Here is an 18,757-nt window from a genome sequence, read left to right on the forward strand (position 1 = left end):
GCCCTAATGGGGTATAACCAACTGCCCGCCACACTTCATGGCGGGTTCGCCACGCCTTGTGGCGAAAGCTATGCGCCCTAATGGGGTGCAACCAACTGCCCGCCACACTTCATGGCGGGTTCGCCACGCCTTGTGGCGAAAGCTATGCGCCCGTAAACAGTGGAAAGGCCTTCTCAGACGTAACCCAGATAATACGCCAGGAGAACAACAGAAATCAAGAGGGCCAAAGCTCCCAGAGGCTTGCGATTACTCAGGATCCAGCAATCCAGATTAAACTCCTTCTCCAGGAACTCCATAAGCCCTTCGGAGGGACGAACCGAGACATTGAGGATATCACTCAGGCGCCGCAGCCGTTTTTCTTGCCCCAACAGGGCCAATCCTGAAAAAAACGAGAGGATGCCCAACACCAGGATCCCCACACTTGAAAGCGGAAAACTCAGCACAGACGCAAACACCCGCTCCTCCTTTCGTTTGCAGGTATTATGCTTCAGGCACTGCTCCTTGTAAAGAAAGGAGTTCTCTTGAGTTAGGGCAATCTCGGGTTACAATATGCGGATGAAACTTCAGGCCCGGGCATTTGTTGCCAGCGCTTTTATTTTGGCCGCCGTGCTCCATATCGGTTTTGTATTCGCCACCCAAGACTACAAAGCCCCCCAAACCTATGAGGCAGGGGTCATTGCCGGAAACATCCTGGCCGGCAAAGGCTTTGTATTCAAGAATTGGCTGGCAGCAGAGGAGGGGCCTACGGCCTTTCAGGCTCCCTTCTACCCCTATTTTTTAGCTCTCTGCCTCAAGGTTTTCGGAACCTACGCCTTTCTGGTGGTCCAGCTTATCCAAGCGCTGGCCTTGGCCTCCCTCGTCTTTCCAGCCTACGGATTGGCTCGAATACTCGTGGGTACACGCACAGGGGTCGTCGCTGCCGCCTTGGCTTCAATTTACCCGCCCTATATTTACTATTCCAAAGTCATGGCCTATGACATTTTCCTGATCGTTTTCAGCGCTTATGCCCTGTTTCTGCTGCTTTCCTTAGTCCTAAACCCTAGCCTTCGCAAGGCAGCCGGAGCAGGCGTCTTAATGGGCCTCGCCAATCTGGCGAGTCCAGTGCTTTTGCCCTTTGCAGCACTCTCGCCTCTGTGGGTGTGGTGGAGGCTAGGAACACGCCCCAAAGCCTGGTTTTACGCGGGCGCAGTGCTCCTCTCCACAGCAATGGTGATCTTGCCCTGGACAATCCGCAACTATCGGGTTTTCGATGCCTTTGTACCGGTCAAGTCCCAGTTTGGGCTCATGATTTTCTTAGGCAACCGGCCGGGTTTCCCTGGAGTGCTGGATCCGCACCGAAAATATGAAAGTATCGAGGGATTTGGACGGGATTCGATCCCGGCTCAAGAGTTCGAGAAGATTCAAGCCATGAGTGAGGTGCAGAGAGACAGGTATGTCGGAGCCATCGGGAGGCGCTACATAAGCCAAGACCCCCTCGCCTTTTTGAAGCGCTCCATTTACCGGGTGTACGCATTCTGGTGGATCCACGACCGGTTTCCCCATGTGGATCCCAATGTGCCGGACAAGTGGCCGGAGGCCAGGAAGGTTCTTGTCCGGAAATGGACGCTCGGAGTGCTTTATGCCTTCGCCCTTTTAGGGGCCATGCGGAAGCCCCGTCTCAAGGGGATGGGAAGCCTTTCCCTGCTCCTGTTCCTGACATTCACGGCTCTATACGGCATCACCCATGCAAGCTACGCGCGCTACCACGTGCCTTTGGAGTTTCCTCTCATTATTTATGCCGCAATCGGTGCCGCCGCCTTGATTAGAACCGGCCCGGAGTCCGGTTAACCGCGGAATTAAGCGGAAAACCCGAAATACGACAAAATCATGCCCAGGATAAGCGCCGCCACCCCGTGGATCCTCAAGGCCTTGGAAGACTGAAGGTATTTATCAATCCACTTCTCAAAGCTGGAAGGCACTACCACCAGGACAACCCCTTTGATAAGGGCAATCCAACCGATCAGAGTCACAAGAACGGACCAATGCAGTTCCCAGACATTGTGGTACTGCACAATCAACAGACCCACAAAAAGCGCCAGAATTCCCCCGAAATAACACAAGGCGGAGCTGTCTTTAAAGTCTCTGAGCACTTTCTGGTAATACGCAGGTTGAAAAAGAAGACCTATCGCAACAACAACGACAATGGGTCCATAGAGTCTGGCAACCAAAGCTGGTATTTCCACCGCACACCCCCTGTTTAAGTTTTGGTACCTTCCCCTACGCCAACACGGTCTCATTCTTGCCCTGCCGGCTCGCATTTCCGCTGCAGGTGCTTGGTTTGTCACAACCGTCCCAGCAGTAGGTGCACAGCTTGCTTTTGGGCAAGCCGATTGCCCGGATCATGTCCCCAAGCTTTTGATACTTGAGGGTAGTCAAGCCAAGACGCTTTTCAATACTGGATACCATCGCCTGATATTTCTCTGCGGACGCGTCCGTATATTCCTCCAAATCGATTTCTTTGGATTTATCGATCTCGGCAATGGCCATGCGCCCAGCCAAATCAAGTTCAGAGCGGGATCTGGAGAAGTTAAGGAATTTACAGCCAAAAACCAAGGGAGGACATGCAGGGCGCATGTGAACCTCGCGGACCCCACAGTCGTACATACGCTGGATCGTGTCCTTGAGTTGGGTGCCGCGTACGATAGAATCCTCACAAAATAACAGCCTCTGCCCTTCGGTGAGCTCGCGGATAGGAATGAGCTTCATCCTGGCCACCAAATCACGGACATTTTGGTCCTGGGGCATGAAGCTGCGCGGCCAAGTAGGCGTATATTTTACAAAGGGCCGGCGGTATCGAATCCCGGACCGGGTGGCGTATCCCAACGCGTGGGCTGTTCCCGAATCCGGAATGCCCGCCACATAATCCACCTCCACGTCGTCCGCCTCCGCCAACGCAGCCCCGCAACGATAGCGGCTCTCCTCCACATTGATTCCTTCATAAGAAGAAGCGGGATACCCGTAGTAGATCCAAAGAAAACTGCATATCTGCATTTCCTCCTGGGGGGGAACCCGCTGCTCTATGCCCTCTTGGGTGAGAAGAACAGCCTCTCCAGGACCCAACTCTCTCTCCACGGTGTATCCAAGATTAGGAAACGCGCAGGTCTCCATGGTTACGGCATATCCATCCGGCCGTTTACCTAAAATCACGGGAGTCCGGCCCATCCTGTCCCGAACCGCGTAGATCCCTGCCGGAGTCAACAACAGGAAAGAACAGGAGCCTTCAATAACCTGCTGAACATACTGAATACCCGACTCAAAGCTGTCCTGCTGATTGATCAGATTTGCCACGAGTTCTGTGGGACTGATCTCTCCGCCAATGATTTCCGAAAAATGCGCTCTGCGCTTCAAGAACGCATCCTTGGCAAGATCCCGAGCATTCTGAAGCGCCCCCACAGTAACAATTGCATAGGGGCCTAAATGGGAGCTGATCAGTAAAGGCTGGTCATCATAATCGCTGATGACGCCAATCCCCATATTGCCTTTCATCTTGGGAACATCGTCTTCAAATTTGGATCGAAACTGCGCCGTGGTGATATCATGGATGACCCGATGGAACGTCCCTTTGTCAAGGGTTGCCAGCCCCCCGCGCACTGTACCCAAATGACTGTGGTAATCGGTCCCAAAGAACAAACTCTCAATGCAATCGTGCCGGGATGCAACGCCTAAGAATCCCCCCATAGCTCCCCCTCGTTCATTGAACGCTTTTCGTAGACACAAAAAAAAGAGAGAAGCGCCGCCAATCTCAGCACTCCCCTCCTATAACCAGACTTGATTCTAGATCCTTCGTGATTCTGACTCCTCAGGATCGCAAGCGTGGGCCCACCTGGACTCGAACCAGGGACCAACTGATTATGAGTCAGCTGCTCTAACCGACTGAGCTATGGGCCCTTGTTTGGACCATAACCGACTGTGCGCCACACTTCATGGCGCATCCGCCACGGTTTGTGGCGGAAGCTACGGGCCCGTCTGTTCCACACCGAAGCTCAGGTCCAGGAAATTCTTCAGCCGCCGACTGCGTGTGGGATGGCGCAGCTTGCGCAGGGCCTTGGCCTCTATTTGCCTTACCCGCTCACGCGTCACACTGAAGACAGACCCGACCTCCTCTAAGGTGCGGGGACAGCCGTCGTTCAAACCAAAGCGCAGCCGCAGCACACGCTGCTCACGCTCGGTCAAGGTATCCAATACTTCTGAGAGTTGCTCGCGCAACATGGAAAAGGCTGTCGCATTGGCGGGCGAAATCGCCCGTTTGTCTTCGATAAAATCGCCGAAATGCGTATCGCCTTCGTCGCCGATGGGAGTCTGCAGAGAAATCGGTTCCTGGGCAATCTTCATGATGCCCCGGACTTTCTCAACCGGCAGTTCCATTTCCTTGGCGATTTCCTCAGGCGTGGGTTCCTTGCCTTTTTCCTGGACAATCGCGCGCGAGACACGAATCAAACGATTGATGGTCTCGGTCATGTGCACCGGAATACGAATGGTACGCGCCTGATCGGCAATTGCACGGGTGATGGCTTGGCGAATCCACCAGGTAGCATACGTTGAGAACTTGTACCCGCGCTGGTACTCAAACTTCTCAACAGCCTTCATTAACCCGATATTCCCTTCCTGGATAAGGTCCAAGAAAGAAAGCCCGCGGTTGGTGTACTTCTTGGCAATACTAACCACCAATCGCAGGTTGGCTTCAACCAAGGCCTTCTTGACTTTGGTGAATTCGGTCTGACGCCGCCGGATCAGGCGAATCCGGGCCTTCAGCTGATCATGCGTCTCCCCCAATTCATCCTCGATCTGGCATACCTCATTTTGCAACGCTTGGATCTGGCCGCGGATTTTCTGCTTGCGCATCCGCTCAATACGCTTTTTCAGGACTTCCAAAGTGTGGGCACTATCCACGAACTTGCGAACCAAACGATCCACAATTTTCATGGTTATCTGGAATTCCATGATCCGGGGGACAACTTGTTCCGGATCGCGCACAGCGCGTAAACGCTGGGCGTTTCGATTCAGACGTTTGCTCAAATCGGCACCGGGCGCGCGGAAATCCTCTTTGATCATGTCCTCGACGGGCATTTCGCCCGCATTAACGGCCTTGACCCGTTCCAGGATATAGCGCCGCACACCCCAAGAATTGAAGATCGCCTGCCTTAGACGCATTTCCGCGGCCTCGATTTGACGGGCAAGCTCAATTTCTTCATCTCTGGACAAAAGCGGAATCTGCCCCATCTGCCGCAAGTAGAGTTTGACCGGATCTTCCATTTGCGAGGTATGGACAGGTTCTTCAGTGACCTCGATTTTGTCGGTCCCGGTATCGCCCTCTTCGTTGCCGTCCACATCCTGAGTTTCAACCACTCGGATGTCTTCCTCAGTGAGCACTGCCAGGACCTCTTCAATTTCCTCTGAAGAGACAACGTCCTCGGGCAAGAGCTCATTGAGCTGGGCATAAGTGAGCACTCCGGACTTCTTGCCCTCAGCAATGAGTTTTTTGAGTTCCTTGCTTCTGCCTTTTACTTCCTTAGTTGCCTTCATGCACTTCACCTCTGCGGTGTGACACGTGCTTTGTGTGCTTTCTCGTAACTTAAGTCTCTTAATGCCCTGCCCACCTGTAGTAACTGCTCGGCAAGCGGTCCTGCCTCTTCGGGCGATGCCAACTCGAGCTCCCGCGATAATACACTCTGACGCCGGTGAAGATAGTCCTTGCGAATTCTCGCAATACAATCCTCAACACATTGGGCACCGGCTGAGGCATTTTCTTCTGCCCGCTGCCCTTGGCCCCGGTCAGACTCTAAGGCGATACGTCCCAGAAAATTCCGGACTTGGTCGTCTTCGATACGTTGGGAAAGCGCGGCCACGGACACCTCTCCCTCATGTTCGAAGAAGTCAATGGTATATTGCATAATACTGCGTACCACCTCATCTTGCAACTCACCCAGTGGGAGTTGCGGCAGGTACTGAGTCAGTAGCTCAGGCTCAGTGATCACCGCTTTGAGGAGCATGACTTCCGCAGCCGGCGCAGAAATGGAAAAGTCCCTTGTCTGAGAAGCTTGCGCTCCGGACCCGGAACGATTTTCATCCCTCTCCACAACAGAGCCAGGGCTCCTGAGATGGTTCCGCAGCACTCGCGGATCCAAACTCAGTCGTTGGCCCAGCTTCTTGAGAAGCTCGTCCAGAAGAATAGGATTTTCCAAAACTCTCAGGTAAACAAGCATTTCCGATGCCACTCGGGACTTTTCATAAGGTGTCCTATCGCCATACCTGCGCGTCAGTTCGGTGAGGTGATGGTCAAAGAGCGGGACCCCGAATTCTAAGATCTGTCTAAATTTGTCAACACCCTGTCCCCTAAGATAGGAATCAGGATCTTGCCCTTCAGGCAAGAGAACCACCACAATTTCCAGTCCGCTGCGCAACTGTGCCTCAAAATTCCTCAAGGAGGCCCCCCTGCCTGCAGCATCCCCGTCAAAAACCAGGTAAAGCTTGGAAGCATAGCGGCCAAGCAGCTTCAAATGATCTTCCGTCAGGGCCGTCCCCGAAACAGCCACGGTATTGGCCAGACCCATCTGAACCGCCGTAATCACGTCTAAATAGCCTTCCACGACCACAACAGAGCCCGTGTCCGATATCGACCTCCAGGCATGGTTCAACCCGTACAAGAAGCGGCTCTTGTTATACAGGGAGGTCTCGGGAGAGTTGAGGTACTTGGGCTGGGAATCCCCCAGGGCCCGGCCAGCCAAAGCCACGGGACGGCCCCGCTGGTCCACCAGCGGAAACACAATCCGGTTCCGCATCAAATCATAGGTCCCGCGTTCTGAGTGGGCGGTCGCCACCCCGGCTCGAATCAGATCCTGCTCCTCGAATCCGGATCGCGCCAACCACTGGGTAAGAAATCGCCAGGAATCCGGAGCAAAGCCTACTTCGAACTGCTTGAGAATCTTTTCATTTAGACCCCGCTCCTCCTTCAGATAGCGCAGGGCCGAGGCGCCGCCGGGATGCCCCAGTTCGGAGGCATAGGTCTCGGCAGCCTTATTGAGAATCTCCTCCAACTTGCGGCGCGGATTATCAGCCCCGGACGCACCCGTGCTCTCGATTCGCGGAACACTCACTCCCACCCGGTCGGCCACATGCTGAACCGCTTCCGGAAAACCGAGGCCCAAATGCAACATCAGAAAACGAAAGACATCGCCCCCGGCACCGCAACCAAAGCAGTAAAACATTTGTTTACCCGGATGCACGGTGAACGAAGGGGTCTTTTCTTGATGGAAAGGACAGACACCTTTATAGTTGGCGCCGGCCTTTTTAAGAGGAACGGACTCTCCGACAATTTGAACAATATCGACCCGGGCAAGGACCTGGTCAATGATGTCCTGAGGAATGCGCGGCATTTCTTTCAGTCTTCGGGGTTAGCGGCCTCGAACGGCCTTAGCCAGTTGGACCACAGCGTTGTGTATGCGGGGACTCACGTCTTGGCAATACGGACCAAATGCAGAGCTCTTTTCGACAGCGCGGTGTAAATAGGGACTGGGCAATAGCGCGACCCAGGCCAAAACCAAGGAGGCCGCAAACCACGCGCGCAAGGCTCCAAAAACAATTCCCCCGCCGCGCTCCAGACCGGATTCCACACGGGTCTTGGTGGCCGCGCCCCAAATCCAGACCAGGATCCGCCAAATCAGCCAAGCCACACCAATCAGCGCCAGAAATCCCAGGCTTTGGACAACAGGCTCCGGCAGACCCGGAATCCTGCCAATGGACTTGGACACCTGGGGCAGGTAATGGTAGACAACAACCGATGTAACGCTCAGGCCCACTACTGCCGCAACTTCCGCCCCCATTCCCCGGAACCAACCCAGGACTGCGGCCCGTATCATATACCCAAGAAGCACCACGTCAACCCAATTCAAAACTCGTCTACTCCCTCTTTGCGTAAAGCAACTGAGAGGCCAAGCCCACGAGCGCAATGGCGGCTGTCTCCGATCTTAACACAGCCGGACCCAAGCTCACACTGCGCCAACCCAAAGCCTGGGCTTTCCGGATTTCCTCCTCGGTGAAGTCCCCTTCCGGCCCTACTGCAAGACACAGCACCCTGGGAAGCTGGGGTTCAAAAGCAGTCTGCAAGAGACCCGCGGCAAAATCTTCGGCCCCCACATGGGCCAAAAACTTGGGAGTGTCTGGATGTTCTTGGGAAAGATGTTCCACACAGAAGGCAAAATCCTCAATTTCAACCAGTTCCGGGATGAGCGTACGCCCGGACTGCCGGCTGGCCTCCACAGCGATCCGCCTCCAGCGGGCCAGTTTGTTCCCCAGGCTACTGGGCCGGGCCACACTCCGCCGGCTAAGGACAGGATGGATCCGGCCCACTCCCAGTTCCGTTGCTTTTTCGATCACCCAATCCATGCGCGAAAGCCTGGGAACGGCCTGTACCAAGACAATCTCAGTGTTTCCCGAACTCACCTCGCGCCGCGGACCGAGCTCAATCTCCACCCACTCTCTTTCAGCCCGGATCAGCTTGCCCGGATATTCGGAGCCTCTGCCGTCAAAAACAATGAGCCCGGCCCCCTCCTTGAGCCGCAGCACGCGAAGCAGATGGTGACAGCGAGGGCCTTGCACACAAGCTCGATCAAAGGAAATAGACTGGGGAGGGACAAACACACGGTGCATTAAGTAGCGCCGCCGGAATAGAGACTCCGCAAATTGACTGCTGTTTCAGCAGTCATCATTTGATCCCCACGTTGGGCCGTGGCCCGGATATTGATCAGCCGCCGCGATCCGACCGCCCCGCTTTGACTCCCCCGGTACATAACCGTGGTAGCCACAAGCGCATCCGAAAGCCGCTGGCCGTTGGCAAATCCGGGACCCGGAACATTATTGGCCGGAGGCCTAAACCAAAACTCCCCGCTCCCTGCCCGGTATTCATAGGCAAACCACTGATCGTCACTGAGATCATCCACGGTAGGTGCTGCCTGTGTATCGATTGTGCCCGATAAAAATGTCACCCCTCCGGGCCCAATATTGACCGAGGTGGCCCGCATCATATAACTCGTGAAATGGTGCGTGACCAAGGTCACATCGAGGGTGGCGCGCACTTGATCACGCGCCTTAAAGAAGTACCGATGCCATGCGAATTCAAAACTGGCCACTGCTGCAAAAACCAAAAGCGACAGGGTTGTCGCCAGGATCATTTCCAGCAGAGTCCAGCCTTTACTGCCATGGAGTCTCATCAGTTTGGCTTGGTCATGGTAACCGTCACAGTCACCGATTTGTAGTCCGGCATACCGCCTGGCTGGACATCATCCACATTGGTCACGGAATACTCCATGGACCCGCTCCAGACATCCCTGAGAAGCCCAGGAGGGAGTACCAACCAGGCGTCAGTGCCCTGATTGTGGACTGCCGTCGCTCCTCCCGCGGATCCGAGCGGCCCGTTGCCGGGCCATTCCATGCCGGGAGTATCAGCGGCCACATCATCTCTCAGATCTTCAAGCGTCCGCTGGGCCAGCAGGAAGGCCTCGGTGCGCGCATGGGCCTTGCCGGCCGCGCGCTCCACTCCCACAAAGGCCACAATCGCTGCAGCGGCAATCACGGCAACCACGAGCATGGCCACCGTTACTTCGAGCAGAGTCAAACCCCTCTCTGCGGCAATACGCATCCGGTTAGCCTCCGGACGGAGGGAAAGTGCCGCCCAAGGTGTCCGTGTCATCGATAGTAATGGTGCGGCCGTTTTGAGAGCCACCCACGCGGGTGAGTGTTGCATCAAAATTAGATCCACCCCCGCTAGTCCGGACGGAGAGATTAAATCCGGACTCGGCGGTAACAGGCATGTCGATATCCAAGTTGCTGTTGATTGTCGCAACTGCACTAACCGTCCCATTACCCGGAGGATAAAAGGTGTTGAAATTCAGCCGGTAAATCTTCTGGGCGCTGGATATCAGCTCTAAGAGAGCAACGCCTTCGTTGTAGCGGGACTTTTCAGCCGGTTTCTGAAGCGCCGGTATCGCAAACGCGGAAAGAATTCCCAACACAATCAACGTAATCAAAATCTCGAGTAAGGTAATACCCTTTGTATCCGGCCGGCGGGTCAAGGGGTGAAGTCGCTTCATTGAGCTCTTCTCCTAGGGAAGGAAAGACCTCCTCCGCAGGACCGGGGCTTGCCCCGGTCCTGCTTTGAGAAGGCCAATCGTACTCTTAGTAACCGCGTACCGTGTTACCGTCCTGATCCATCGTTACCGTATATCCGGCCACGCCGGCTGCGGCACGAAGGGTCGTACGGGTCGCCGTCAAACCAAAGGCGGCATTACTCGCACCTGCGTCAATCGCATAGCTGAAGTAGCGATTCGCGAGGTTATTCGGATCATCGATGTCCATTACACCCCCGGTCAACTCGGCTTGATTCGCATAAGTTCCGTATTCCGCGGCGTAACGGAACTCCGACTGGCGAATATCACCAAGAATTCTGAGCGCCTCACCTTGGCGAGAGCGCTCAACCGTGCGTGTATAACGGGGCACCGCAAAACCAGCAATGAGCGCAACGATCACAATAACGATCATGAGTTCAAGCAAGGTAAAACCTCGCTGGCTCATCCTTTTCCGGGTTAGCTGGGTCATGACACGTCCTCCTTGTGTTTATAAATTACGGATGAAGCCTGCCTACATTACTTACTGTATTGCACTGGACAGGTTGAAGATCGGCAAAAACATGGCCAGGACCATGATCCCGATCACTCCCCCCATCACCAACAACACCAACGGCTCAATAAGCGCCGTTATTCGTTCCACCAAGGTCGTTATCCTTTCCCGGTAGAACTCGGAGAGCTTTCGCAGCATCTTGCCCAGTTCTCCAATCTCTTCCCCCACCTTGATCATCTGGACCACCATGGGAGGAAACACCCCCGTCTGCTCCAAAGGCTCTGCCATCGGCTGTCCTTTGCGTATGGCGTCCTTGACCTGCTCCAGGGCTCTTTGAAGCACGCGGTTACCCACGGATTTTTCAGTAATTTCCAGCGCGTAGAGGATCGGAACACCGCTTTCAACAAGGGTGCCCAGTCCACTTGCAAAACGTTCTACGGCTGACATGTGAAAGAGCCGGCCGATCAGAGGGATCTTGAACTTGAAGAAATCGAAATTGGCGCGGCCGACCTCAGTCTGTAGGTATTTGTAGAAGATAAAGCCTGCGACACCGGTCACGCCCAGTATAATTAATATGTTCTTCCGTACAAGATCGCTCACTGAGATGACTGCAACAGTCAACCCAGGCAGTTGGGCTCCGAAACTCGAGTACATTCCCGAGAAAATCGGAATCACCTTCACTGTAAAAATAAATATAGCACATACCGCAACTCCAATCAATATAGCGGGATACACAAGCGCTGAAGTAACTTTCCGCTGCAGCGCACCTGTATTTTCGTGATATTCAGCAATTTGATTGAGTGTTGTGGGTAAATGCCCGCTGGCCTCCCCGGTTTCCACCAAGTTGATCCAGAATAAATTAAACACCTTAGGATGTTTGGCAAGCGCAATATGAAAACTTTGGCCCCCTTCGATATCCGCCTTAATATCCGTCACTGCGTTGTACAGGCGCCCGGACTCAATTTGATAAAGAAGGATTTCCAGAGACCGGTGCAGGGTAACCCCTGATTCCAGCAAGGTAGCCATTTGGCGGCTAAAGAGAATCATGTCATCGCTTCGGACACTCATGCGCCGCCGTCTGGCGCTCTTGACCTTCTTTCTCTCCTTTGGGGGGCCTACGGAAAGAATGGTGAGACCCTGATCCTGAAGGGTGTCCACCAGTTCGTCCATGCCCGGGGCCTCCATCGTCCCGCGCTGAACGTGCCCGTCTGCGTCTCGAGCGGTGTAGTCAAAAACCGGCACTCAGTCGTCTCCCTTTTGTATCAGACCGACATGGTCGCTGCCAGGACCTCGTCCAGGCTCGTGGAGCCCTCAACGACTTTCTGAAGCCCCGACTCCAACAAAGTCCGATACCCCAGTTGCCGGACAAGCTTTCTGAGCGCAGGCATATCTACCCTCCCCTTTCCCAAATCTTCCCGGATCGCATCGACCAAAGGAACCACTTCGCAAATGGAGGTCCTCCCCTTATATCCGGTGTTGTTGCAAGCCTCACAGCCTTTGGGCCGATAGAGTAATCCGCCTCCTTCAAACTGTATTCCTGTCTCCATCAAAATGGAAGGCAAACGCTTCTCTTCGGAAAACTCATAGGCCTCTCGGCAGTCCGGGCACAAAACACGCACCAGGCGCTGGGCCTCGACCAACACTAAGGAAGAAACCAAAAGATAGAGCTCGACTCCTATATCCACCAAGCGGGTGATTGCCCCCAGAGCATCATTGGTATGCAGAGTGCAGAGCACCAAGTGTCCGGTGAGCGAAGCACGCACGGCGATTTCCGCCGTCTCCAAATCCCGGATCTCCCCCAGCATTATGACATCCGGATCCTGTCTCAAAAACGCACGCAAACCCGCGGAAAAGGTCAGCCCAATTCCGGCCTTTACCTGCACTTGATTGAGTCCGTCAATCTTGACTTCGACCGGGTCCTCGATTGTCACAATATTCTTTCGCGGGCTCTTAAGCCGGTTAAGCAAGGCATAGAGAGTCGCGGATTTTCCGCTCCCGGTAGGCCCTGTCACAATAATGATCCCGTGCGGATTTGAGATCCCCTTCTCCAGGATCTCAATTTCTTTCTGGGTAAAGCCGAGTTGATTGAGTTCCATTTCAATCTCATGTGCGTTCATTAATCGCATACAGACCTTTTCACCAAAGACCGTCGGGATCGTATTGACTCGGATATCGATAAACCGCTCTTCGGATTTCACGACAATCCCTCCGTCTTGAGGGAGCCGCTTCTCGGCAATATCCATTCCGGCCAGCACCTTGATTCTGGAAACAATGGCTGCAAACAAATGCTTCGCGGGAGGGGGAATCTCATAGAGAATTCCGTCAATGCGATAGCGAATGGAGATCCTGCCCTGGAACGGTTCAATATGGATATCACTGGCCCGGTCCTGAATGGCCTGCTTGATGATGAGGTCCACCAACTTCATAACCGGAGCCTGCTCGGCCAAGGCCAGAAGACCGTCCAAGCTCAAAGCATCCTCGCCAACTGCCGAGCCTTCGGAATTCAGATCCTGGAAAGCGTAGGAATCACTCACCGCTTCCTGATACAGATTCTGTTCCCCGTAAAACTCATCAATGGCCTTGAGGATCTCGGTCTTGCCGGCCAGCACAGGATTAATCGAGCAGGCCGTCATGCGCTTGAGATTGTCCATCGTCACGTAATCAAGCGGATCCGCCACCGCTACCGTAAGAGAACTCAGATGCTTACTCAGCGGCAAAACTCCATGCTCCCGGGCAAAGGCCTCAGGAACAAGATTTTCCAGGCCCTGGCCCGGAGTGGGCTTGAGCATTCCCAGAGACTCCCCTGCATAGGGGACCCCCAGTTGTTTTCCCAAGGCAGCCACGACGTCGCTCTCTTTTAGCTTCCCCATGCGGATCAGAACTTCTCCGATGGGCCCGCCCTCGCGTTTTTGGACTTCGAGGGCCTCCTGCACGTCCTGCTCGGTGACTTTTCCTTGCTGAACCAGGATTTCTCCCAGTTTGAATTTAGATTTCTTCATGCCCTGTCCCGATTTATTGTGTACGCGCTTCCATCAGGCGCAATTCCGAATCAATGGCTTGGTGGCGGTCCAAAGGAGCCGGCTGCTCCCTCCCCTTGCCCAACACCTCATCCGCGATACGATCCACCTCGTCATCCTGTGTTCTGTCGGCGCCGGGAATGTGCGGAGTAATAAATACAATCAATTCCTTATCAACTAACGCATCGTCCTTGTGACGGAAGAGAGCTCCCATGATCGGAACATCCCCCAAAATCGGCACTTTGCTCAGCGTGTTCTCCTCAATGGTCTGAATCAAACCCCCGATCACAACCGTCTCCCCGTCTTTCACGCGCACCACAGTCGATACGGATCGTGTTTGAGGATCCACAAAAACACCGGGAAAAAACTCAGAGTCAATCGGCCGGCTCACGGATGGCTCGATAAACATCGTCACATCCCGGTCTTTGTTGACCTGCGGCGTCACCGTCAGGGCAATACCCGTGTCCGTCCTTTCAGCCTCTTCGGTTGATGTGCCTGCAACAGCCGATGTGGTGCTCACCTTCCTGCCAATCGCAGTATCCGCGACAATCCGGATCACGGCCGGCTCATTATTGAGAGTCAAGACTCTGGGCCGGGCCAGAATCTGCGTATCCGTGTGCGTCCGCAAAGCCTGCATCGCAATAGCCTCAATAGGAGTCGTCGCTATCGAACCCAGCGAAATAGTGGACGAGTCACGCAGGGTTTTAGGAAAAAGAGCACTCATCGGCGCAGCCGTCGTGCGCGCTGCGCCTGAAAAAGTCATCAGCGTCTCCGGATACTCAAGCCCAAGTTGCTCCAAGGCGGTATTGGTCGTTTCCAAAATTTCCGCCTGAATCATGACCTGGGGAGTCGGAGTATCCAGCTTAGCAATCATGTCCTCAATTTTTTCAAAATTTGCCTCAATATCCGTGATAACCAGACTATTTGTGCGAGGATCCGCTACCAGGCTTCCGTGCCTGCTCAGAAGAGATCCGATAATTTTGTCGATCCCTTGGGGTTCTTGTTGCGCGCCGCTGCTGCCTCCCCGGCTTCCTGACGAGCTCATGCTTCCGAAGAAACTCTCCGAGCCCACTATTTCTTCCTGAGCCTCTCCCATCTTGCCGGTGCTGCGTCCGATAGCCGAGGTCGAAACGCGCGCATAACTCAAGGTGTAAATGCGGGTAATTGTCTCGACTTCCTCCTGAACCCATTCGCGCACCACGTAGACCTCACTCCCCTGGGCCTTTTCAAAAACTAATCCGTTTGCTTTCATCAAATTATCCAGGGCATCTTCCACAGGCACATCTTCCATATACACAGTGATGTTCCTGTCCTGTATCCTCTCACTGGCAATGAAATTCATTCCCGCCTGCTGAGAAAAAAGTTTAAGAACACTCTTCAGTTGCGCATCCTGCAGATCCAGACTAATACGCGGACTCGCCCCAAACCCGCGGCTTTGGGCCGTGGCCACCCCCCCTGCGAAGGTCATCAGCAATGCAATCACGCAAACTGACATGAGCAGACGACTGAGAACTCTCACACCGACCTCCTTTATCCTCCCCCGCTCGTCCCAATGGGTCTGACAGGCAAGGGAGGTCTGAGTACGTATTCAAAACCCCGGTAGATTACAGTGACACCGCTGCGGTCGATCGCAAGGACCTCTGCCCCTGCAACTGAATCACCGGGTTCAACAATGCGATTATCAATAATGGCCTGCGGCCGGGCACTCCCCCACAACAATCCCTGTACCGTCACCTTGGGAGGTTCGACAGGCTCGCTCGTGTGGTCAATTTCAACTTCGGTTGGTGTTGCACTTCCGGACGGTTTTGCTATGGGAAGGGCGCTCTTGAACGGATTCCTGAAGCTTCGTCCATCGTAACGGTGAACAATGTCCGCCACTTGGTTTTGAGCAACCAACTCTTCGTTTACCACGGCCATTTCCGGAGGAACGGCGCTCTGCGCAAGGCAAATAGACTGCGACCAGGCCCCGGCCAGCAAAAACAACACAACACCCGTAAAACCGGATCTTCTATTCATTCCTTAGCCAGCACCAATAGTTGTGGGGTATAGGCTGGACACCCGCAATTTCGCCCGGACCCGCGGCTCTTCCAAAAGCGCAGAGGCCGATGCAGTTTTTTCCCCAAACTCAACACTTTCGATTCGCATAAACTTATCCGAGGATTCCAACGCATAAAAAAACTCGCCTATCTGATGGTAGGTCCCTTCTAATTCAATCTTGACTGCCATCCGCACATAGTTGCCCTCGGCACGAAGATTTTGGGGCTCAAGAGAATCAATCCACACTTGGCTTGATTGCTGGGCCAAGGTAATTTCATTGAGGAACCAGCCATAGTCCGTATCCGGAGCCAAACGTTGCGTCCAACTATCGAGTTTTGCTTGCATGCTCTTGATCGATCTCAACACCTGGTTAAGCTCTTCTTGCTTGATTTGCTCGGCATTGAGCATAGCGGTTTTTTCAGTCTGATACTGGTAGATTTTCATGCCACCCCAGCCTGTAATCCCCAGGACCAGAAAAAGGACCAGAAAACCCTCCTTACTAAAGTTCATTCCGGTCTCCAATCCCGCAACGCAATTCAAACATCGTCGTATCAAAGTTCATCACAATGTTTCTCTGCACGGAAACCAAGCTCGGTTTTCCCAAACCCTTCAGTAAGACCGGATGCTCACCCAAAGCTGTAATCAACTGATTGACTGCATCCATCTCCATCTGCGCATTGCCTAAAAAAACCTGCCCCCGCACAATCATATGCCTGTTGAATACCGTCTGGTCCGGATTTACATCCTCCAGGAAGGAGACATTTGTAATCCACACTCCCTCGGGACAAACTTGTCCCAAGTAACTCAGCTTGTCCGTCCAATATAAGCGGTTCTCGAATAAATTCTCCAAAACTTTGCGGCGCCGCATATATTCCCCCTCTAAAGCCCGGATCTTCCCGATCCCGGGGCTCGGCCCGGCAATGTCCACTTTGGGACGCATTGAACGGACTGCCTCCAAATCCGTTTGAGCCTTCGATACATCCCTTTGAGTGAGAACAAACACGGCTATAAGGGCAAGAATTCCTGCCGGAACAAAACGCTGAAACTCCCGGAGGATGGCCCGCTGATCCACCTCCACCTTAGCGCTCAAGCTAACACGCGGAGTCTTCTCAATAGCGACGGCCGGAAGCAGGTTCACATTTTGCGGATTCCGGTCAGCTGCGCGCAAAGCCAAACCCAAAGTAACAGACATATGACTGGCCAAACCCTCGGGATCTTCAACAGCACCCGAAGTGTCCAGAGTCTGAACAGGTCTCCCAAGTTCCTCTTCCAGTGCAGACAACCATGCGGTTACTTTGGAATCTCCGACCAGAATCACCTTGTCCACGGGCTCTTCCGGCAGATACTTCTTGTAATAATCAAAGGAAAGCTCGATTTCTCCGGCGAGTTTCTCAACCGTAACCTCGACGTCTTTTGCGCCCGAAGTCCCCGCCGACAATTTTTCCTGGGCACTGGAGTCCTTCAACTGCGTGCCAAAGGCGGAAAATCCGGCAAGTCCCCCTGCGATAGCCCCGCTGTCAAGTTCCTCCGAAGCAGCAAAAGAGACATCACGGGTTAAGCGTAACGCACCATCCTTAAAGAAACAGATATGGGCATCTTCGCGCATCATGTACACGAGGGCCACGCTATTTTCGACTTCGGTCAAGACCCCGGCTTTATTACAAAGACGCAGCAGGGCAAAAGAAATCGGCTCCACAATGATCGGATTAAGGCCTGCCTCCTGCAGGATGCGCCGGTGCCGTTCCAGCACCTCGCCCTTAACCGCAAGAAACATAACTTCCATATTGGGAGATCGTTGGCGGGGATTGATTACCAGATATTCGGTATTGATTTCTTCCAGACGGAAAGGAATGTACTTCTTCGCCTCAAAAGTGATGGCAGTATCCCATTCCTTCCTGGGGATACGCGGCATGGAAAAACAGCGCACCAACACATCCTCGGGTGGTACGGATGTGATCACGTCCTGAGACTTGAGACTGGCCTGCTCTACGACTTGGCGAACCGCATCGATGTAGGGAGCATCATCCCGCAGGGAGTTTTCCTCCTCCGGATCCACCCCCACAACAAACGCTTGCGCTGTGCACTCCACCTTGGGCAAGCCCAAGAGGTTCCTCTTGACTTGGACCAGCTCGACAGCCCTGTCCCCAATATAGATGCCCGTTGTTGGCGTGGGCATGCAGGGTGCGCCCTCCCTTTTTGAATCTTAGCTATTAAAACCCAGGTATTCCCCCAGAACATCCTGGCACAAAGATTCTATCTCCACTCGGTTGTGCCCTGCAAAACTCCGTAATTGTAACATAGGAATAGGTTTCTGTAAATGCTTTTCTAAGACTCACCGGCGTGCGAAAGACTTACCGGAGCGAGTTTGAATTTTTTAGGATTGAAAAGAAGTAGGAACGGAAGGCCCTATGGCAAGTTATATGAAACAGTTGCACTAACCCGCCGGCTCAAAGGCAAGGTGGGTTGCACACCCGGAGGACTGACGGTCACATTGGCGGTGACCCCCTGCTCCGTGATGGAGAAGTTTCCCACATCACCGCTCTGAATCCGCGCGCAAGCCCTGACCAAGGCTGCTTCGGCCACATACCGGGCCTGCATCCGCCGGCCTCTCTCGGAAATAAGGCGGTATTCGGAGTTAATGACCCAGAGCCCGGAGACAATGGCAACAGACAAAAGCATCATCATGGCCAAAGCCGCAAAAAGAGCGATGCCTTTCTGATTTCTCAAATAGCACCTCGCCTTTTAGTAAACTGGTGGAGCCGAGGGGAGTTGAACCCCTGACCTCTTGAGTGCGATTCAAGCGCTCTCCCAACTGAGCTACGGCCCCTATCCCAATATCCATAAAGCAGAAAGAATTATAACCTATTTCCGCGGCCCCGGATAGATCAAAGCCTAGCCCGGATATTGCATGAGAGTTCGAGCAAAAGGGACGCAAAGGACCGGCAATGCGAGACGTGCGACCGAGAACCCCGCAGGCGTATCCGGTGCGATACGGTGAGGACGGCCGAGAGAGCACAACGCAGCAGTACCGGTCGTTTCCGGCATCTTTTGCC

Annotated in this window: 19 protein-coding genes and 2 tRNA genes; 1 reads left to right on the forward strand and 20 read right to left on the reverse strand. The window is 53.9% G+C overall.

Annotation, left to right across the window (positions count from 1 at the left end; translation table 11 throughout):
- Positions 1 to 173: 173 nt before the first annotated feature.
- Positions 174 to 455, reverse strand: coding sequence for a hypothetical protein (locus JW937_10535; protein MBN1587846.1), 282 nt, complete (start codon positions 453 to 455; stop codon positions 174 to 176).
- Positions 456 to 555: 100 nt separating this feature from the next.
- On the opposite strand from JW937_10535, the gene JW937_10540 reads away from it, so the two are divergent.
- Positions 556 to 1,827 (forward strand): glycosyltransferase family 39 protein, encoded by a 1,272-nt coding sequence (locus JW937_10540; GenBank protein ID MBN1587847.1) that lies wholly within the window; start codon positions 556 to 558, stop codon positions 1,825 to 1,827.
- An 8-nt stretch (positions 1,828 to 1,835) separates the two neighbouring features.
- Here JW937_10540 and JW937_10545 read toward each other — a convergent pair whose 3' ends face one another.
- From JW937_10545 to JW937_10635, 19 genes are all read right to left on the reverse strand, one after another.
- Positions 1,836 to 2,222, reverse strand: a complete 387-nt coding sequence (locus JW937_10545; GenBank protein ID MBN1587848.1) for a DUF2065 family protein — start codon at positions 2,220 to 2,222, stop codon at positions 1,836 to 1,838.
- Between the two features lie 34 nt (positions 2,223 to 2,256).
- Positions 2,257 to 3,717: an amidophosphoribosyltransferase gene (locus JW937_10550; GenBank protein MBN1587849.1), complete on the reverse strand. Its 1,461-nt coding sequence runs from the start codon at positions 3,715 to 3,717 to the stop codon at positions 2,257 to 2,259.
- Positions 3,718 to 3,853: 136 nt separating this feature from the next.
- Positions 3,854 to 3,927 (reverse strand) — tRNA-Ile (locus JW937_10555).
- 66 nt (positions 3,928 to 3,993) lie between these two features.
- Positions 3,994 to 5,562 carry an RNA polymerase sigma factor RpoD gene (gene rpoD / locus JW937_10560; protein MBN1587850.1) on the reverse strand — a complete coding sequence of 523 codons (1,569 nt, stop codon included), beginning with the start codon at positions 5,560 to 5,562 and terminating at the stop codon, positions 3,994 to 3,996.
- A gap of 5 nt (positions 5,563 to 5,567) precedes the next feature.
- Positions 5,568 to 7,412 (reverse strand): DNA primase, encoded by a 1,845-nt coding sequence (locus JW937_10565; GenBank protein ID MBN1587851.1) that lies wholly within the window; start codon positions 7,410 to 7,412, stop codon positions 5,568 to 5,570.
- A gap of 18 nt (positions 7,413 to 7,430) precedes the next feature.
- Entirely contained in the window at positions 7,431 to 7,928 is a 498-nt protein-coding gene (locus JW937_10570) for a CvpA family protein (protein ID MBN1587852.1), read from the reverse strand.
- Positions 7,929 to 7,935: 7 nt separating this feature from the next.
- Entirely contained in the window at positions 7,936 to 8,685 is a 750-nt protein-coding gene (locus JW937_10575) for a 16S rRNA (uracil(1498)-N(3))-methyltransferase (GenBank protein MBN1587853.1), read from the reverse strand.
- The gene (locus tag JW937_10580; protein ID MBN1587854.1) at positions 8,685 to 9,245 is read right to left on the reverse strand and encodes a hypothetical protein; all 561 of its coding nucleotides are present in this window, start codon (positions 9,243 to 9,245) and stop codon (positions 8,685 to 8,687) included. Before JW937_10580 ends, JW937_10575 begins: the two co-directional genes overlap by 1 nt.
- A complete protein-coding gene (locus JW937_10585) occupies positions 9,245 to 9,673 on the reverse strand; it encodes a prepilin-type N-terminal cleavage/methylation domain-containing protein (GenBank protein ID MBN1587855.1) in 429 nt (142 codons plus the stop codon). The genes JW937_10580 and JW937_10585 overlap by 1 nt, the downstream gene beginning before the upstream one ends.
- A 4-nt stretch (positions 9,674 to 9,677) precedes the next feature.
- The gene (locus tag JW937_10590; GenBank protein ID MBN1587856.1) at positions 9,678 to 10,124 is read right to left on the reverse strand and encodes a prepilin-type N-terminal cleavage/methylation domain-containing protein; all 447 of its coding nucleotides are present in this window, start codon (positions 10,122 to 10,124) and stop codon (positions 9,678 to 9,680) included.
- An 85-nt stretch (positions 10,125 to 10,209) separates the two neighbouring features.
- Complete coding sequence (locus JW937_10595; GenBank protein ID MBN1587857.1) at positions 10,210 to 10,629, reverse strand: prepilin-type N-terminal cleavage/methylation domain-containing protein; 420 nt, start codon at positions 10,627 to 10,629, stop codon at positions 10,210 to 10,212.
- A 51-nt stretch (positions 10,630 to 10,680) separates the two neighbouring features.
- Complete coding sequence (locus JW937_10600) at positions 10,681 to 11,892, reverse strand: type II secretion system F family protein (protein MBN1587858.1); 1,212 nt, start codon at positions 11,890 to 11,892, stop codon at positions 10,681 to 10,683.
- Positions 11,893 to 11,912: 20 nt separating this feature from the next.
- Complete coding sequence (gene tadA, locus JW937_10605; GenBank protein MBN1587859.1) at positions 11,913 to 13,649, reverse strand: Flp pilus assembly complex ATPase component TadA; 1,737 nt, start codon at positions 13,647 to 13,649, stop codon at positions 11,913 to 11,915.
- Positions 13,650 to 13,662: 13 nt separating this feature from the next.
- On the reverse strand, positions 13,663 to 15,186 hold the full coding sequence (locus JW937_10610) for a hypothetical protein (GenBank protein ID MBN1587860.1): 1,524 nt from the start codon (positions 15,184 to 15,186) through the stop codon (positions 13,663 to 13,665).
- 11 nt (positions 15,187 to 15,197) lie between these two features.
- Positions 15,198 to 15,683 (reverse strand): hypothetical protein, encoded by a 486-nt coding sequence (locus JW937_10615; protein ID MBN1587861.1) that lies wholly within the window; start codon positions 15,681 to 15,683, stop codon positions 15,198 to 15,200.
- A 3-nt stretch (positions 15,684 to 15,686) separates the two neighbouring features.
- The gene (gene pilO, locus JW937_10620) at positions 15,687 to 16,214 is read right to left on the reverse strand and encodes a type 4a pilus biogenesis protein PilO (protein ID MBN1587862.1); all 528 of its coding nucleotides are present in this window, start codon (positions 16,212 to 16,214) and stop codon (positions 15,687 to 15,689) included.
- Entirely contained in the window at positions 16,204 to 17,880 is a 1,677-nt protein-coding gene (gene pilM / locus JW937_10625) for a pilus assembly protein PilM (GenBank protein ID MBN1587863.1), read from the reverse strand. Before pilM ends, pilO begins: the two co-directional genes overlap by 11 nt.
- Positions 17,881 to 18,110: 230 nt before the next feature.
- Positions 18,111 to 18,431: a hypothetical protein gene (locus JW937_10630; protein MBN1587864.1), complete on the reverse strand. Its 321-nt coding sequence runs from the start codon at positions 18,429 to 18,431 to the stop codon at positions 18,111 to 18,113.
- 24 nt (positions 18,432 to 18,455) lie between these two features.
- Positions 18,456 to 18,531: transfer RNA gene (locus tag JW937_10635), tRNA-Ala, on the reverse strand.
- Positions 18,532 to 18,757 lie beyond the last annotated feature (226 nt).

The organism is Candidatus Omnitrophota bacterium, from assembly GCA_016929445.1.
GTDB lineage: Bacteria > Omnitrophota > Gorgyraeia > JAFGIU01 > JAFGIU01 > JAFGIU01.

Bases quoted from the DNA above. Each gene is read 5' to 3' on its own strand.
- JW937_10540 (MBN1587847.1), top strand. From the start codon at position 556: ATGAAACTTCAGGCCCGGGCATTTGTTGCCAGCGCTTTTATTTTGGCC.
- JW937_10550 (MBN1587849.1), bottom strand. From the start codon at position 3,717: ATGGGGGGATTCTTAGGCGTTGCATCCCGGCACGATTGCATTGAGAGT.
- rpoD (MBN1587850.1), bottom strand. From the start codon at position 5,562: ATGAAGGCAACTAAGGAAGTAAAAGGCAGAAGCAAGGAACTCAAAAAA.
- JW937_10565 (MBN1587851.1), bottom strand. From the start codon at position 7,412: ATGCCGCGCATTCCTCAGGACATCATTGACCAGGTCCTTGCCCGGGTC.
- JW937_10575 (MBN1587853.1), bottom strand. From the start codon at position 8,685: ATGCACCGTGTGTTTGTCCCTCCCCAGTCTATTTCCTTTGATCGAGCT.
- JW937_10580 (MBN1587854.1), bottom strand. From the start codon at position 9,245: ATGAGACTCCATGGCAGTAAAGGCTGGACTCTGCTGGAAATGATCCTG.
- JW937_10585 (MBN1587855.1), bottom strand. From the start codon at position 9,673: ATGCGTATTGCCGCAGAGAGGGGTTTGACTCTGCTCGAAGTAACGGTG.
- JW937_10590 (MBN1587856.1), bottom strand. From the start codon at position 10,124: ATGAAGCGACTTCACCCCTTGACCCGCCGGCCGGATACAAAGGGTATT.
- JW937_10595 (MBN1587857.1), bottom strand. From the start codon at position 10,629: ATGACCCAGCTAACCCGGAAAAGGATGAGCCAGCGAGGTTTTACCTTG.
- tadA (MBN1587859.1), bottom strand. From the start codon at position 13,649: ATGAAGAAATCTAAATTCAAACTGGGAGAAATCCTGGTTCAGCAAGGA.
- JW937_10615 (MBN1587861.1), bottom strand. From the start codon at position 15,683: ATGAATAGAAGATCCGGTTTTACGGGTGTTGTGTTGTTTTTGCTGGCC.
- pilO (MBN1587862.1), bottom strand. From the start codon at position 16,214: ATGAACTTTAGTAAGGAGGGTTTTCTGGTCCTTTTTCTGGTCCTGGGG.
- pilM (MBN1587863.1), bottom strand. From the start codon at position 17,880: ATGCCCACGCCAACAACGGGCATCTATATTGGGGACAGGGCTGTCGAG.